General features: G+C 70.4%; 14 protein-coding genes. 8 read left to right on the top strand and 6 right to left on the bottom strand.

Annotation, left to right across the window (positions count from 1 at the left end; genetic code table 11):
• Positions 1–7 precede the first annotated feature (7 nt).
• On the bottom strand, positions 8–652 hold the full coding sequence (locus tag G5B56_RS13600) for a histidine phosphatase family protein (protein WP_164963531.1): 645 nt from the start codon (positions 650–652) through the stop codon (positions 8–10).
• A gap of 22 nt (positions 653–674) precedes the next feature.
• Positions 675–1,523, bottom strand: coding sequence for an alpha/beta fold hydrolase BchO (gene bchO / locus G5B56_RS13595; protein WP_164963530.1), 849 nt, complete (start codon positions 1,521–1,523; stop codon positions 675–677).
• Between the two features lie 215 nt (positions 1,524–1,738).
• On the opposite strand from bchO, the gene G5B56_RS13590 reads away from it, so the two are divergent.
• From G5B56_RS13590 to G5B56_RS13575, 4 genes are all read left to right on the top strand, one after another.
• Positions 1,739–2,752, top strand: coding sequence for a sulfate ABC transporter substrate-binding protein (locus tag G5B56_RS13590; RefSeq protein WP_009857882.1), 1,014 nt, complete (start codon positions 1,739–1,741; stop codon positions 2,750–2,752).
• A 176-nt stretch (positions 2,753–2,928) separates the two neighbouring features.
• Positions 2,929–3,765 (top strand): sulfate ABC transporter permease subunit CysT, encoded by an 837-nt coding sequence (gene cysT / locus G5B56_RS13585; RefSeq protein WP_009857881.1) that lies wholly within the window; start codon positions 2,929–2,931, stop codon positions 3,763–3,765.
• A gap of 138 nt (positions 3,766–3,903) precedes the next feature.
• Positions 3,904–4,842, top strand: coding sequence for a sulfate ABC transporter permease subunit CysW (gene cysW, locus G5B56_RS13580; RefSeq protein WP_164963529.1), 939 nt, complete (start codon positions 3,904–3,906; stop codon positions 4,840–4,842).
• Positions 4,832–5,851: a sulfate/molybdate ABC transporter ATP-binding protein gene (locus G5B56_RS13575; protein ID WP_164963528.1), complete on the top strand. Its 1,020-nt coding sequence runs from the start codon at positions 4,832–4,834 to the stop codon at positions 5,849–5,851. Before cysW ends, G5B56_RS13575 begins: the two co-directional genes overlap by 11 nt.
• Positions 5,852–5,861: 10 nt before the next feature.
• Here G5B56_RS13575 and G5B56_RS13570 read toward each other — a convergent pair whose 3' ends face one another.
• Positions 5,862–6,494, bottom strand: a complete 633-nt coding sequence (locus tag G5B56_RS13570; RefSeq protein WP_230247112.1) for a cold shock and DUF1294 domain-containing protein — start codon at positions 6,492–6,494, stop codon at positions 5,862–5,864.
• 89 nt (positions 6,495–6,583) lie between these two features.
• On the opposite strand from G5B56_RS13570, the gene G5B56_RS13565 reads away from it, so the two are divergent.
• On the top strand, positions 6,584–7,768 hold the full coding sequence (locus G5B56_RS13565) for an ATP-binding protein (RefSeq protein WP_009857877.1): 1,185 nt from the start codon (positions 6,584–6,586) through the stop codon (positions 7,766–7,768).
• 48 nt (positions 7,769–7,816) lie between these two features.
• On the opposite strand, the gene G5B56_RS13560 is transcribed toward G5B56_RS13565, so the two are convergent.
• The 3 genes from G5B56_RS13560 to G5B56_RS13550 form a co-directional block, all read right to left on the bottom strand.
• Positions 7,817–8,773, bottom strand: coding sequence for a CysB family HTH-type transcriptional regulator (locus G5B56_RS13560; RefSeq protein ID WP_009857876.1), 957 nt, complete (start codon positions 8,771–8,773; stop codon positions 7,817–7,819).
• A 59-nt stretch (positions 8,774–8,832) separates the two neighbouring features.
• Positions 8,833–10,398, bottom strand: a complete 1,566-nt coding sequence (locus G5B56_RS13555; protein ID WP_009857875.1) for a PAS domain-containing methyl-accepting chemotaxis protein — start codon at positions 10,396–10,398, stop codon at positions 8,833–8,835.
• 130 nt (positions 10,399–10,528) lie between these two features.
• The gene (locus tag G5B56_RS13550; protein WP_164963527.1) at positions 10,529–11,026 is read right to left on the bottom strand and encodes an NUDIX hydrolase; all 498 of its coding nucleotides are present in this window, start codon (positions 11,024–11,026) and stop codon (positions 10,529–10,531) included.
• Positions 11,027–11,128: 102 nt separating this feature from the next.
• Here G5B56_RS13550 and G5B56_RS13545 point away from each other — a divergent pair, with 102 nt between their 5' ends.
• Genes G5B56_RS13545 through G5B56_RS13535 form a run of 3 tightly spaced genes read left to right on the top strand, consistent with a single transcriptional unit; the run spans position 11,129 to position 14,006 of the window.
• Positions 11,129–12,259 (top strand): Re/Si-specific NAD(P)(+) transhydrogenase subunit alpha, encoded by a 1,131-nt coding sequence (locus tag G5B56_RS13545; RefSeq protein WP_164963526.1) that lies wholly within the window; start codon positions 11,129–11,131, stop codon positions 12,257–12,259.
• 11 nt (positions 12,260–12,270) lie between these two features.
• Positions 12,271–12,588, top strand: a complete 318-nt coding sequence (locus G5B56_RS13540; RefSeq protein WP_009857872.1) for an NAD(P) transhydrogenase subunit alpha — start codon at positions 12,271–12,273, stop codon at positions 12,586–12,588.
• Entirely contained in the window at positions 12,585–14,006 is a 1,422-nt protein-coding gene (locus G5B56_RS13535) for an NAD(P)(+) transhydrogenase (Re/Si-specific) subunit beta (protein ID WP_164963525.1), read from the top strand. Before G5B56_RS13540 ends, G5B56_RS13535 begins: the two co-directional genes overlap by 4 nt.
• The last annotated feature ends 57 nt before the right edge of the window (positions 14,007–14,063 follow it).

Raw genomic sequence — 14,063 nt, 5'->3', positions numbered from 1 at the left:
CGCGCCTTCAGCGCGCCAGCGGCGTGACCGGTGCCGTTCCCGGCAGGTCGGCGAGGTGGGCGTCGTCGCCCCAGTTCTCGATCTCCAGCGCACCGTCGCGCCAGCGCAGGCGGTTCAGGCCGGTGTTCGGGATCGGGCAGGCGCGTGCGCCGTCCAGCGGCTCGGCGCGTGCATGGCGCCACAGCATGTCGAGCACGCCGCCGTGCGTGACGACGGCGACACGTTCGCCAACGTGCACCCTCGCCAGGCGGGCGACGGCGTCGAGCACGCGGGCGCTGAAGTCGCGCACGCTCTCGCCGCCGGGCAGCGCGAAGTCGGCGCGGCGTTCGGTCCAGCGCGCCCAGAGCTCGGCGTGCTCCAGCCGGATCGTCGGCACGTCCAGGCCTTCGAGGATGCCGAAGCCCTGCTCGCGCAGCCCGGGCTCAGGGCGCGTGCCCAGCTTCCAGGTGCGCGCCAGCGGCTCGGCGGTCTGCATCGCCCGCGTCAGGTCGCTGGCGTAGAGCGCGGCCACCACTTCCGGCGCCAGGCGCTCGGCGAGGCGTTCGGCCTGCAGCCGGCCGGTGGAATTGAGCGGCACGTCGATGCGGCCCTGGAAACGCTGCTGGCGGTTCCAGTCGGTCTCGCCGTGGCGGATGAAGAGGAATTCGGTCATCGGCGGCGAGTATGCCGCCGGCTCAGAGCAGTTCGATGAGGCGTTGGGCGGCGCGTTCGGGGCTCTGCTCGTGCAGCAGATGGCCGCCGGGCCAGGTCTGCACCTCGGCCTGCGGCAGGTGGCGCTGCAGCACGCGGCGCAGCGGGCGCTCGCGGATCCAGCCGTCTTCGCGGCCGAGCACGAAGGCCGTCGGGCAGGGCAGCGCGGCGCAGCCGGGCAGCAGCGACGGCAGGTCGGCTGCGGCCATGAAGCTCATCGCGCCGCGCACGTGCGTCGGCTGCGCGAACAGCGTGCGGTAGAGGCGGCGTTCGGCCTCGGGCAGCTTGCTGCCGGTGGAGTCGAGCAGCCAGTCGAGCATGCCGGTGGGGCCCACGGCCCAGGCCAGCATCGAGGTCACTGGCGCCGAGGTCGCGAACGGGTGCACCAGCGGCGCCATCCACTGCATGTAATAGGCCGGCGGCGGCACCAGCGACGGCGCGAAGCCCAGCACCGCCTTCGGTGGCCGCGGCGCGTCCAGCGCCCAGCGCAGCGCCAGCGCGGCGCCGGCCGAGTGCCCGGCCACCAGCGCCGGGCGCGGCAGCTCCAGCGCCTGCAGCAGCGAGGCGATGGCCTCGCGCAGCCGTGGCAGCGTCAGCGCGTCGAAACGGGCGCCGGTCGTGAAGCCGTGGCCCGGCAGGTCGGGCGCGACGATGGTGCCGTGGGCCACCAGGTGCGGCAGCATGCCGGCGAACGAGTGCGAGGAGCCGCCGGAGCCGTGCAGCAGCAGGATCACCGGGCCGCGGCCGGCGACCTGCACGTGCCAGTCGACCTCGCCGGTGCGCACCGAGCGGCTGAACTCGCGCAGCGGCCAGTCGGGGGGCGGCAGGCTCATCGGGGGCACCCGCGCACGGTAGGCGGGCCGAAGACGGGGCGGGGCATGGCGGCCGAGCATAGCCGCCCGCCGCACCCGGCCGCTTCACGCCGCGCAAGCCGGCTGCCGGGGCCCCGGGGTGGCCGCAAACCGCATAAGGATCGGCGATTTCATTCGTTCTTCGGCGTCTTGCTCGTTCCTAGCATGCATCGCATCCCCGACCGAACGGATCCCGCATGAACACCACCCGCTTCCCCTGGCGCGCCACGCTGGCCGCCGCCACGCTGGCCATCGCCACCGCCGGCGCCTGGGCCAAGGACGTGACGCTGCTGAACGTCTCCTACGACCCGACGCGCGAGCTCTACCAGGACTTCAACAAGGCGTTCGCCGCGCACTGGAAGGCCAGGACCGGCGACAACGTGACGATCAAGCAGTCGCACGGCGGCTCGGGCAAGCAGGCGCGGTCGGTCATCGACGGCCTGGACGCCGACGTCGTCACGCTGGCGCTGGCCTACGACATCGACGAGATCGCCGCCAAGGCCGGGCTGCTGGCGCCGGACTGGCAGAAGCGCCTGAAGCACAACAGCGCGCCGTACACCTCGACCATCGTGTTCCTGGTGCGCAAGGGCAACCCGAAAGGCATCAAGGACTGGGACGACCTGGCCAAGCCCGGCATCGGCGTCATCACGCCCAACCCCAAGACCTCCGGCGGCGCGCGCTGGAACTACCTCGCCGCCTGGGGCTACGCGCTGAAGAAGTACGGCTCCGAGGCCAAGGCGCAGGAGTTCGTCGGCAAGGTCCTCGCCAACGTGCCGGTGCTCGACAGCGGCGCCCGCGGCTCGACCACCACCTTCGTCGAACGCGGTGTCGGCGACGTGCTGCTGGCCTGGGAGAACGAGGCGCTGCTGGCGCTGAAGGAACTGGGCCCGGACAAGTTCGACATCGTCGCGCCCTCGCTGTCCATCCTGGCCGAGCCGCCGGTGGCCGTGGTCGACAAGGTCGTCGACCGCAAGGGCACACGCGCCGTCGCCCAGGCCTATCTCGAGTACCTGTACTCGCCCGAGGGCCAGGACCTCGCCGGCCAGAACTACTACCGGCCTACCGACGCGAAGGTCGCGGCCAAGTACGCGGGCCAGTTCCCCAAGGTCACGCTGTTCACGATCGACCAGGTCTTCGGCGGCTGGGCCAAGGCGCAGAAGACCCACTTCGGCGACGGCGGCACCTTCGACCAGGTCTACGTGCGCCGCTGACCGCCGCCGGCCGCCGCCGGCGTGCGCAGGCACAGACGGCGGCCGCATAACGATCCTCGAAACGCTTCGTAGGCCGCGCACGGCCGCTGCCTACGATGCGTCGGCCTTTGCATTCCCCTCGCCAGCATGAGCAAACCGATGAAGCGCGGCCGAACGGCACGGCGCGTGGAGGCCTGATGCCGTTCTCCCGCGCGCTGCTGCGCCGCCACACCGTCCTGCCCGGCTTCGATCTCGCGTTCGGCTTCGCGCTGTTCTACGTCTGCCTGATCGTGCTGATCCCGCTGTCGGCGGCCTTCCTGAAGACGGCGACGCTGAGTTGGGACGCCTTCGTCGCGGCGACGATGTCGCCGCGTGTCGTCGCCTCGTACCGGCTGACCTTCGGCGCGTCGCTGGCGGCGGCGCTGGTCAACGCCGTGTTCGGCATGCTGGTGGCCTGGGTGCTGGTGCGCTACCGCTTCCCGGGGCGGCGTTTCGTCGACGCGCTGGTGGACCTGCCGTTCGCGCTGCCGACCGCGGTCGCCGGCATCGCGCTGACGGCGATCTACGCCGGCAACGGGCTCATCGGCCAGTGGCTGCCGTTCAAGGTGGCGTTCACGCCGGTGGGCGTGTTCGTGGCGCTCGTGTTCATCGGTCTGCCCTTCGTCGTGCGCACCGTGCAGCCGGTGCTGGAGGACGTGAACCGCGAGTTCGAGGAAGCCGCCGCGACGCTGGGCGCGACACGCTGGCAGACGGCGACCCGGGTCGTGCTGCCGATCGTCATGCCGGCGCTGCTGACCGGCTTCGCGCTGGCCTTCGCGCGTGCGCTGGGCGAGTACGGCTCGGTGATCTTCATCGCCGGCAACATGCCGATGGTCAGCGAGATCACGCCGCTGATCATCATCACCAAGCTCGAGCAGTACGACTACGCCGGCGCCACCGCGGTGGCGGTGGTGATGCTGACCGTGTCCTTCGCGCTGCTGCTCGTCATCAACGCGCTGCAGGCCTGGGCGCGCAAGCGGCAGGGGGGGGTATGAGACCTCAGGACTTGTCCGGGGCTCATTCCCGCCAGGCGGGACCGGCCGCAGGCCGAAGGGTGCCCCAATGAGACCTCAGGACTTGTCCGGGGCTCATTCCCGCCTGGCGGGACCGGCCGCAGGCCGTAGGCTGCCCCAATGAACACGACGACGACCCGGCTGCGTGGCGGCTGGCGCGCCGTCGTGCGGCGCAAGACGGAGCCCTGGCCGGTGGCCGCCCCGGCCGTCGAGCGCCGCCTGGGGCCTACCGAGGAGCCGGCCTGGGTGCGCCGGCTGCTGATCGGCACCGCGCTGGTGTTCCTGACGCTGTTCCTGTTCGTGCCGCTGGCCACCGTCTTCCACGAGGCGCTGAAGAAGGGCTGGGACGTCTACCTGGCGGCGATCGTCGAGCCCGACGCGCTCGCGGCGATCAAGTTGACGCTGGTGGCCGCGGCGATCAGCGTGCCGCTGAACCTCGTCTTCGGCATCGCCGCGGCCTGGTGCATCGCCAAGTTCGACTTCCGCGGCAAGAACCTGCTGCTGACGCTGATCGACCTGCCGTTCTCGGTGAGCCCGGTGATCGCCGGCCTGATCTACGTGCTCGTCTTCGGCATGCAGGGCTGGTTCGGCGGCTGGCTGCGCGAGCACGACCTGAAGGTCATCTTCGCCGTGCCGGGCATCGTGCTGGCCACCGTTTTCGTCACCTTCCCGTTCATCGCCCGCGAGCTGATCCCGCTGATGCAGGCGCAAGGCGTCGAGCAGGAGGAGGCGGCGCGTGTGCTGGGTGCCGGCGGCTGGCAGATCTTCCGCCGCGTGACGCTGCCCAACGTGAAGTGGGCGCTGCTGTACGGCGTGATCCTCTGCAACGCGCGGGCGATGGGCGAGTTCGGCGCGGTGAGCGTCGTCAGCGGCCACATCCGCGGCGAGACGAACACGATGCCGCTGCACATCGAGATCCTCTACAACGAATACCAGTTCGCCGCCGCCTTCGCGGTCGCGTCGCTGCTCGCGGCGCTGGCGCTGGTCACGCTGGTGCTGAAGTACGCCGTCGAGCAGCGTGTGAAGGCGACGATGAAGGGAGCTGCCGGTGAGCATTGAAGTCCGCAACCTGAAGAAGCGTTTCGGCAGCACGGTCGTCTGCGACGACCTCAACCTCGACATCCCGTCCGGCGAGCTGGTCGCGCTGCTGGGCCCCTCGGGCTCGGGCAAGACGACGCTGCTGCGCATCATCGCCGGGCTCGAGGTGCCGGACGCCGGCAGCGTGCACTTCCACGGCGAGGACGCGACGAACACCGACGTGCGCGAGCGCAACGTCGGCTTCGTCTTCCAGCACTACGCGCTGTTCGGTCACATGACGATCTTCGAGAACGTCGCCTTCGGCCTGCGCGTGCGGCCCAAGCACCGGCGCCCCGACGACGCGACGATCCGGCGCAAGGTGACCGAGCTGCTGGAGCTGGTGCAGCTGGGCCCGCTGCTCGACCGCTATCCGCACCAGCTCTCCGGCGGCCAGCGCCAGCGGGTGGCGCTGGCGCGGGCGCTGGCCGTCGAGCCGAAGGTGCTGCTGCTCGACGAGCCTTTCGGCGCGCTCGACGCCAAGGTGCGCAAGGAGCTGCGCCGCTGGCTGCGCCGGCTGCACGACGAGGTGCACGTGACCAGCGTCTTCGTCACCCACGACCAGGAGGAGGCGATGGAAGTCGCCGACCGCGTCGTCGTGATGAACGCCGGCCGCATCGAGCAGGAAGGCGCGCCCGACCAGGTCTACGACCACCCGGCGACGCCCTTCGTGCTGCAGTTCCTCGGCGACGTGAACCTGTTCCGCGGCCGCTTCGGCGTGCCCGACGGCGAGACCGGCTACGTGCGCCCGCACGAGCTGGACATCCTCGGCGAGGCCGCGCCCGACGCGCTGCCGGCGACGCTGGCGCACACGCTGACGGTGGGCGCGCACACGCGGCTGGAGTTCCGCCGTGGCGACGACGGCGGCTTCGTCGACGTCGAGATGCTGCGCGCCGACTACGTCGCGCTGCGCGAGCGCCTGGGGCTGGCCGTCGGCGGCCACTACCACCTGCGGCCGCGGCGCGTGACGCGCTTCGTGGCGGGGAGCGTTTAGGCGCTGCGGCTCAGCCTGCGGCGCCGGCGAGCGCCGCACCCAGCGGCGAACCGAGCACCGCCAGCGCCGCCACGTTGAGCATCACCGTCGCCCAGAACACGCGGCGGAAGGCCGGCTTGCTCGACTTGTGACGCAGCCACTGCTGCGCCAGCAGCGCGCCCGGCCAGCCGCCGAGCAGCGCCAGCGTGTGCAGCGTGCTCTCCGGCGTGCGCCAGGCGCCGCGCTCGGCGGCCGACTTGTCCTGCGCGTAGGCCAGGAAGGCGACGACGCTGGCGCCGAGGTACAGCCCGCCGACCCACAGCGGCAGCCGCCAGAGCACCGACAGGCCCAGGTACAGCAGCAGGAAGGCGGGGATCACGAACAGCGTGGCCGTGCCCCAGGCGGCCGGCCCCGGCCGCGCGGCGCGTGCCGCTGTTCTGCGTGGCACGAGCGGCTGGATCCTGGTCGCCCGCTTGCCCTTGGGCCCCTGCTCGATCTCGAACGACACCCGCTGGTCGACGCGTGGCCGCGGCGCGTCCCGGGGCCATTCCGAGATGTGCATGAAGATCGGTTCGCCGCCCTGGGTGGACTCGATGGTCCCGAAGCCGCGGTCGTCGTTCCAGCGGGTGAGCTTGCCGTCGAAACGGATGAGGGAAGAAGCCATGGCCGAGATCTAGCTGAAGCTAGCAAAGTCTAGCCTCTGGGTCATAGACTAGGTTAGAAATCAATAGAGGCCGTTCGCAAGGAGTCATCATGGACCCGGTCCGCAACCCGTTTGCGCCTGGCGCTGGAAGCCGTCCCCCCGAGTTGGCGGGACGGGAGGGCATTCTTCAAGACGCCCGGACCGCCATCCAGAGAGCGCTGCTCGGGAAGTCGAGCCGGTCGCAAATGCTGCTCGGCCTCCGAGGGGTGGGCAAGACGGTACTGCTCAACAAGATCGAGGAGATGGCCGAGTCTGCCGGCCACATCACCTCGGCGATCGAGGCGCCGGAGGGCAAGGCGCTGAGCGAGCTTCTCGTCCCGAAGATCAACCAAGCCGTCCGAAAGCTCTCCGCTGCCGAGAATGCCAAGGCCAAGGCGCATCAGGCACTGCGGGCTCTGCGCTCATTTTCTGCGGCGTTCAAGCTCACCTATGGCGAGATCTCGATATCGGTCGACCCGGAAGTCGGTGTTGCCGACAGCGGCGATCTGGAGGCGGACCTGCCGGAGCTGTTCGTGCGGGTTGGCGAGACCGCGAGGGCCGCAGGCAAGGCGTGGACTCTGCTGATCGACGAGGTGCAATACCTTCGTTCCTCGGACCTGGCGGCGCTGATCGTCGCCCTGCACAAGGCCAATCAGCGCGAATTGCCGGTGCTGTTCTTTGGTGCGGGGTTGCCGCAAGTCGCGGCACTGTCCGGGGACGCAAAGTCCTACGCCGAGCGCCTGTTTCACTATCCCGCGGTGGGTGCCCTCGGGAACGAGGATGCTGAAAGTGCGATCCGGCAGCCGATCGAAGACGAGGGCGAGCGCATCGAGAACGAAGCGCTGCACGAGATCGTGGCGAAAACCAAAGGCTACCCGTACTTTCTGCAGGAATGGGGATACCAATGCTGGAACATCGCCGAGAGATCGCCCATCACGCTGGCTGACGCCGTGCGGGCGGCAGGTGCGGCGACGAAGCGCCTCGACGACGGATTCTTCAAGGTGCGCTTCGACCGCTTGACGCCGAAGGAACGGGAATACGTGATTGCGATGGCCAAACTCGGGTCAGGGCCTTATCGATCGTCCGATGTCGCGGCCGCATTGAAGGAGACGCACCAAAGTCTCGGCCCGCGCCGGTCACAGATCATCAGCAAGGGAATGATCTACAGCCCATCGCATGGCGATATCGCATTCACGGTGCCGATGTTCGAGGAATACCTGGTTCGCAACTACGTCAAGAACGCTGCCGGCGATTGATCGCTGCCGCGCCGGTGGCCCGCACCGGGCGCATCGCCGTCACGACGCTCACGGCTCCACCACCACCCCCGCCGGCGCCGCCAGCGCCCGGTCGACGAGCGCCCGGTCCAGCGGTGCCGCGAAAGTGCGGATGAAGTCGTAGACGTAGTCGCGCAGGTAGGCGCCGCGGCGCAGGCCGACGTGCGTCATGTTGGTGGCGAACAGGTGGCGCGCGTCGATCGCGCGCAGCCCCGGGTCGCGCTGCTCGTCCCAGGCCATCGCGGCGATGATGCCCACGCCCATGCCCAGCTCGACGTAGGTCTTGATGACGTCGGCGTCCATTGCCGACAGCACCAGGTCCAGCACCAGTCCCTTCTGGCTGAAGGCCTCGTCGATCTGGCTGCGGCCGGTGTAGCCGGGTTCGTAGGTGATCAGCGGGAACTCCGCCAGCCGCTCCAGCGTCAGCGGCACGCCGCGTTCGGCCTCCTGCGCGAGCACGTGCCCCGCCGGCACGACGACCGAGTGCGTCCAGCGGTAGCAGGGCAGCGCGACCAGGTCCGGGCAGGTGGCGATCAGCGCGGTGGCCACACCCAGGTCGGCCTCGCCTTCGAGCAGCAGCTCGGCCACCTGCTGCGGCGAGCCCTGGTGCAGGCGCAGCTGCACGTCGGGGTGCGCGGCGCGGAAGTCGCGCACCGCCGTCGGCAGCGCGTAGCGCGCCTGCGAGTGCGTCGCGGCGATGACCAGCGTGCCCTTGCCCTGCCCGGCGTAGTCGTCGCCGGCGCGCTTGAGGTTGTCGGCCTCCTGCAGCAGGCGCTCGACGATCGGCAGGATGGTCGCGCCCGGCGCCGTCAGCCCGGTCAGCCGCTTGCCGGCGCGCACGAAGATGTCGACGCCGAGCTCGGTCTCCAGCTCGCGGATCTGGCGGCTCACGCCGGGCTGCGAGGTGTGCAGCACCTGCGCCACCTCGGTGAGGTTGAAGCCCCGGCGCACCGTCTCGCGCACCGACCGCAGCTGCTGGAAGTTCACGCCGGCCTCCTGGAAGGAACGCGGCGATTATTCGCGCCGCCGGCGCGCCACGCGCCCCTTCAGCTGCGGGCGGCCGAGCCGTGGTCGAACACCGCCACCGCCTCCGACAGCGCCACCGCCTGCTGGCGCAGGCTGGCGGCGGCGGCGGCCGTCTCCTCGACGAGCGCGGCGTTCTGCTGTGTCGAGCGGTCGAGCTCGTTGACGGCCACGTTGACCTGGCCGATGCCTTCGCTCTGCTCGCGTGCGGCGGCGCTGATCTCGGCCAGCAGGTCGCCGACGCGGTGCACCTGCTGCACCAGGCGCTCCATCGCCGCGCCGGTGTCGCCGGCCTGGCGGTTGCCGGCCTCCACGCGTTCCTGCGACTCGGTGATCAGGCGCTTGATCTCGCGTGCCGCGTCGGCCGAGCGTTTGGCCAGCGCGCGCACCTCGCCGGCCACGACGGCGAAGCCGCGGCCCTGCTCGCCGGCGCGTGCGGCCTCCACCGCGGCGTTCAGCGCCAGCAGGTTGGTCTGGAAGGCGATGCCGTCGATGACGCCGACGATCTCGCCGATGCGTGCCGAGCTGCCGCTGATCTCGGTCATCGTGGCCACCATCTGGCCGACAGCCTGGCCGCCGTGCGCGGCCGCGGCGGTGGCCTCCTCGGCCAGATCGTGCGCGGAGGCGGCGCTGTCGGCCGTCTGGCGCACGTTGCCGGTCATCTGCTGCATCGACGCCGCGGCCTGCTGCAGGCTGGCGGCGGTCTGTTCGGTGCGCTGCGACAGGTCGAGGTTGCCGGCGGCGATCTCGCGGCTGGCGTTGCCCAGGCCGTCGACCTGCTGCGCGACGTCGTCGACCAGCGAGCGCAGGTTCAGGCCGGCCTGGTTCACCGAGCGCAGCAGCATGCCGACGTCGTCGGCGCGGTCCAGCAGCTGCGTGCTGCCGGGCTGGCCGGTGGCGACCTTCAGCGCCTGCTCGGCGGCGACACGGATCGGCTGCGTGACCTGCTGGCGCAGCCACAGCCCGCCGGCCAGGCCGCCGACGCCCGCGGCGGCAGCCACGGCGGCGAGCACCTCGGCCGGAGCGCCGGCCACCGCCGCGGCAGCCACCGCCGGCAGCGCCGCCACCATCACGCCCAGCCGCACGCGCCAGGCCAGCGACATGCGCTGGCGCAGCGACAGCAGCCTGCCGACGCCGGTTCGCACCAGCAGGCCGGCCTCGATCGCCAGGCCCTTGGCGCGGCCTTCGCGGATCTCCTGGTACAGCGCCTCCGCGCCCTGGATCTCCTCGGGCGTCGGCCGCGTGCGCACCGACAGGTGGCCGACGATGCGGCCGTCGCGCACGATCGGCGCGACGTTGGCGCGCACCCAGTAGTGGTCGCCGTTCTTGCGCCGGTTCTTGACGATGCCGGTCCAGGCCTGGCCGGACTTCAGCGTCGCCCACATGTCGGCGAAGGCCGCCGGCGGCACGTCGGGGTGGCGCACGATGTTGTGCGCCTTGCCGACGAGCTCCTCCCGGCTGTAGCCCGAGATCGCCACGAACGCCGCGTTGGCGTAGGTGATCTTGCCGCGCGGATCGGTCATCGACATCAACGTCGTGCCGTCCGGGAACGGGTGCTCGCGCTGGGTCACGGGCAGGTTCTGGCGCATGTTGGCTTATTCTGGTCTAGGCGTTGACGGGAGGCCTTGTGCCGCCTGCGTTGGGCGAACACTGTCCAGGACATCCCGGGCTATCGACGCGCCTGTCGCCAGCTTGAGCTTGTGCGTCCGGGGATTTGTCCTAGCGCAAAACGGGGTCCGCGCCGTTCCACAGGCTGGGATGGCTGTACACGCCGTCCAGCGGCAGGCGCCGCCCGGCGAGGTGGTCCTCGATGCACTGCAGCGCCAGCGGGCTGCGCAGCCGCGCGGCCTGGGCGCGGATCTCGTCGGCCGTCAGCCACAGCGTGCGCACGATGCCGCTGTCCAGCGCCCGGCCCGGCAGCGGCTCGCCGACGCGCCCGGCGTAGGCGATGCGCAGATAGGTGCGGTCGTCACCGGGCCGCGGCGTGAACCGCGACAGGTACAGCCCGAGGAGCGCCTCGGGCGTGAAGGCGCGTGCGGTCTCCTCGAGCGTCTCGCGCACCACCGCCTCGAGCGGCGACTCGCCGCACTCGAGGTGCCCGGCCGGGTTGTTCAGGCGCAGGCCGTCGGGCGTCTGCTCCTCGACGAGCAGATAGCGTCCGTCGTGCTCGACGGCGGCGGCCACGGTGACGAAGGGGGTCCAGCGGGTGCTCGGCATCGGCGGATCGTAGCGGCGACTTGTGGTAGCTTCCGACGCCCCCGGGCGCCGGCACCAGACGCCCGCGGCGGCCAATTCACCAACGTAGGTTAGGAGATCCCCATGCTGATCGGGGTGCCGCTGGAGACGGCGCAGGGCGAGACGCGTGTCGCCGTCACGCCAGAGACGGCGAAGAAACTGAAGGCCCAGGGCCACACCGTGAAGGTGCAGAGCGGCGCGGGCGTGGCGGCGAGTGCGCCGGACGAGGCCTACACGGCCGTCGGCGCGGAGATCTGCGACCGTGCGACGGCGTTCGGCTGCGAGCTGGTGCTCAAGGTGCGCAGCCCGGATGCGCAGGAGCTCGCGCTGATGAAGCCGGGCACGACGCTGGTCGGCATGCTGAACCCGTTCGACAAGCCTGGGCTGCAGGCCCTGGCCTCGGCCGGCCTGACCGCCTTCGCGCTCGAGGCTGCGCCGCGCACGACGCGGGCGCAGAGCATGGACGTGCTGTCCAGCCAGGCCAACATCGGCGGCTACAAGGCCGTGATGATGGCCGCCGACAAGTACCAGCGCCTGTTCCCGATGCTGATGACCGCCGCCGGCACGATCAAGGCCGCGCGTGTCGTCATCCTCGGCGTCGGCGTCGCCGGGCTGCAGGCCATCGCCACGGCCAAGCGCCTGGGCGCGGTCATCGAGGCCTCCGACGTGCGTCCGAGCGTCAAGGAGCAGGTCGAGTCGCTGGGCGCCAAGTTCATCGAGGTGCCTTACGAGACGCCCGAGGAGAAGGAAGCCGCCGAAGGTGTCGGCGGCTACGCCCGCCCGATGCCGCAGAGCTGGCTGGACCGCCAGAAGGTCGAGGTCGCCAAGCGCGTCGCGCAGGCCGACATCGTCATCTCGACGGCGCTGATCCCGGGCCGCGCGGCGCCGGTGCTCGTCACCGAGGACATGGTCAGGAGCATGAAGCCGGGCTCGGTGATCGTCGACATGGCCGCTGGCCGCGGCGCCGACGGCGTCGGTGGCAACTGCCCGCTGACCGAGGCCGGCAAGACGGTGACCAAGCACGGCGTGACGATCATCGGCGAGACCAACCTGCCGGCGCTCGTCGCGGCGGACAGCTCCAGCCTGTACGCGCGCAACGTGCTCGATTTCCTGAAGCTCGTCATCACCAAGGAAGGCGCGCTGCACGTGCCGGCCGACGACGACATCGTGCTCGCCTGCCTGATGGCGCAGGGCGGCGAACTGAAGAAGAACTGAAGGAGGCGGCGATGGAAATCGTGAGCCCGACCGTCACGAACCTGATCATCTTCGCGCTGGCGATCTACGTCGGCTACCACGTGGTGTGGAACGTGACGCCCGCGCTGCACACGCCGCTGATGGCGGTGACGAACGCGATCTCGGCGATCGTCATCGTCGGCGCGATGCTGGCGGCAGCGCTGACCGAGACCGACCTGGGCAAGACCATGGGCGTGCTGGCCGTCGCGCTGTGCGCGGTCAACGTCTTCGGCGGCTTCCTGGTCACGCGGCGGATGCTGGAGATGTTCAAGAAGAAGGACCGCAAGCCGGCGGCGGAGGCCAAGAAGTGAGCCTGAATCTCGTCACGCTGCTCTACCTCGTCGCCAGCATCTGCTTCATCCAGGCGCTGAAGGGCCTGTCGCACCCGACGACCTCGATCCGCGGCAACGTCTTCGGCATGGTCGGCATGACCATCGCCGTGCTGACCACCGCGGCGCTCATCGTCAAGCTCGCCGGTTCGCCGCTGGGCCTGGGCTGGGTGCTGCTGGGCCTCGTGATCGGCGGCGGCGCCGGCACGCTGATGGCCAACCGCGTCGAGATGACGAAGATGCCCGAGCTGGTGGCCTTCATGCACAGCATGATCGGCCTGGCCGCGGTGTTCATCGCCGTCGCGGTGGTCGCCGAGCCCTGGGCCTTCGGCATCATCAATCGCGGCGAGCCGATCCCGGTCGGCAACCGCATCGAGCTGTTCCTGGGTGCGGCCATCGGCGCGATCACCTTCAGCGGCTCGGTCATCGCCTTCGGCAAGCTCAGCGGCAAGTACAAGTTCCGCCTGTTCCAGGGCGCGCCGGTGACCTTCAGCGGCCAGCACATGCTGAACCTGGTGCTGGGGCTGTCGACGGTCGGCCTGGGCCTGGCCTTCGCGGCCACCGAGAGCTGGCCGGCGTTCTTCGCGATGCTGGCGCTGGCCTTCGTGCTGGGCGTGCTGATCATCATCCCGATCGGCGGCGCCGACATGCCGGTCGTGGTGTCGATGCTCAACAGCTACTCGGGCTGGGCGGCCGCGGGCATCGGCTTCAGCCTGAACAACAGCATGCTGATCATCGCCGGCTCGCTGGTGGGCAGCTCGGGGGCGATCCTCAGCTACATCATGTGCAAGGCGATGAACCGCTCGTTCTTCAATGTCATCCTGGGCGGCTTCGGCGGCGAAGGCACGACGGCGGCGGCGGGTGGCCAGGCGCAGCGCAGCGTCAAGAGCGGCAGCGCCGACGACGCGGCCTTCATCCTCGGCAATGCCGAGACGGTGATCATCGTCCCGGGCTACGGCCTGGCGGTGGCGCGCGCCCAGCACGCGGTGAAGGAGCTGGCGGCCAAGCTCACCGAGAAGGGCGTGACGGTGAAGTACGCCATCCACCCGGTGGCGGGCCGCATGCCGGGGCACATGAACGTGCTGCTGGCCGAGGCCGAGGTGCCGTACGACCAGGTCTTCGAGATGGAAGACATCAACGCCGAGTTCGGCCAGGCCGACGTGGCGATCATCCTGGGCGCCAACGACGTCGTGAACCCGGCGGCGCACGTCAAGGGCAGCCCGATCTACGGCATGCCGATCCTCGAGGCCTACAAGGCCAAGACCGTCATCGTGAACAAGCGTTCGATGGCCAGCGGCTACGCCGGCCTGGACAACGAGCTGTTCTACATGGACAAGACCATGATGGTCTTCGGCGACGCGAAGAAGGTCGTCGAGGAGATGGTCAAGGCCGTCGAGTGACGGCCCTGCGCGCCGGCCCCGCCCCGAGGCCGGCGCGTGCAGCACCTCCCGGGGCGG

The sequence above is a fragment of the Rubrivivax sp. JA1026 genome (genome assembly GCF_011065555.1).
GTDB lineage: Bacteria > Pseudomonadota > Gammaproteobacteria > Burkholderiales > Burkholderiaceae_C > Rubrivivax > Rubrivivax benzoatilyticus.
This window is presented reverse-complemented; position numbering and strand designations above follow the sequence as displayed.

Bases quoted from the DNA above. Each gene is read 5' to 3' on its own strand.
- G5B56_RS13600 (WP_164963531.1), bottom strand. From the start codon at position 652: ATGACCGAATTCCTCTTCATCCGCCACGGCGAGACCGACTGGAACCGC.
- bchO (WP_164963530.1), bottom strand. From the start codon at position 1,523: ATGAGCCTGCCGCCCCCCGACTGGCCGCTGCGCGAGTTCAGCCGCTCG.
- G5B56_RS13590 (WP_009857882.1), top strand. From the start codon at position 1,739: ATGAACACCACCCGCTTCCCCTGGCGCGCCACGCTGGCCGCCGCCACG.
- cysT (WP_009857881.1), top strand. From the start codon at position 2,929: ATGCCGTTCTCCCGCGCGCTGCTGCGCCGCCACACCGTCCTGCCCGGC.
- cysW (WP_164963529.1), top strand. From the start codon at position 3,904: ATGAACACGACGACGACCCGGCTGCGTGGCGGCTGGCGCGCCGTCGTG.
- G5B56_RS13570 (WP_230247112.1), bottom strand. From the start codon at position 6,494: ATGGCTTCTTCCCTCATCCGTTTCGACGGCAAGCTCACCCGCTGGAAC.
- G5B56_RS13565 (WP_009857877.1), top strand. From the start codon at position 6,584: ATGGACCCGGTCCGCAACCCGTTTGCGCCTGGCGCTGGAAGCCGTCCC.
- G5B56_RS13555 (WP_009857875.1), bottom strand. From the start codon at position 10,398: ATGCGCCAGAACCTGCCCGTGACCCAGCGCGAGCACCCGTTCCCGGAC.
- G5B56_RS13550 (WP_164963527.1), bottom strand. From the start codon at position 11,026: ATGCCGAGCACCCGCTGGACCCCCTTCGTCACCGTGGCCGCCGCCGTC.
- G5B56_RS13545 (WP_164963526.1), top strand. From the start codon at position 11,129: ATGCTGATCGGGGTGCCGCTGGAGACGGCGCAGGGCGAGACGCGTGTC.
- G5B56_RS13540 (WP_009857872.1), top strand. From the start codon at position 12,271: ATGGAAATCGTGAGCCCGACCGTCACGAACCTGATCATCTTCGCGCTG.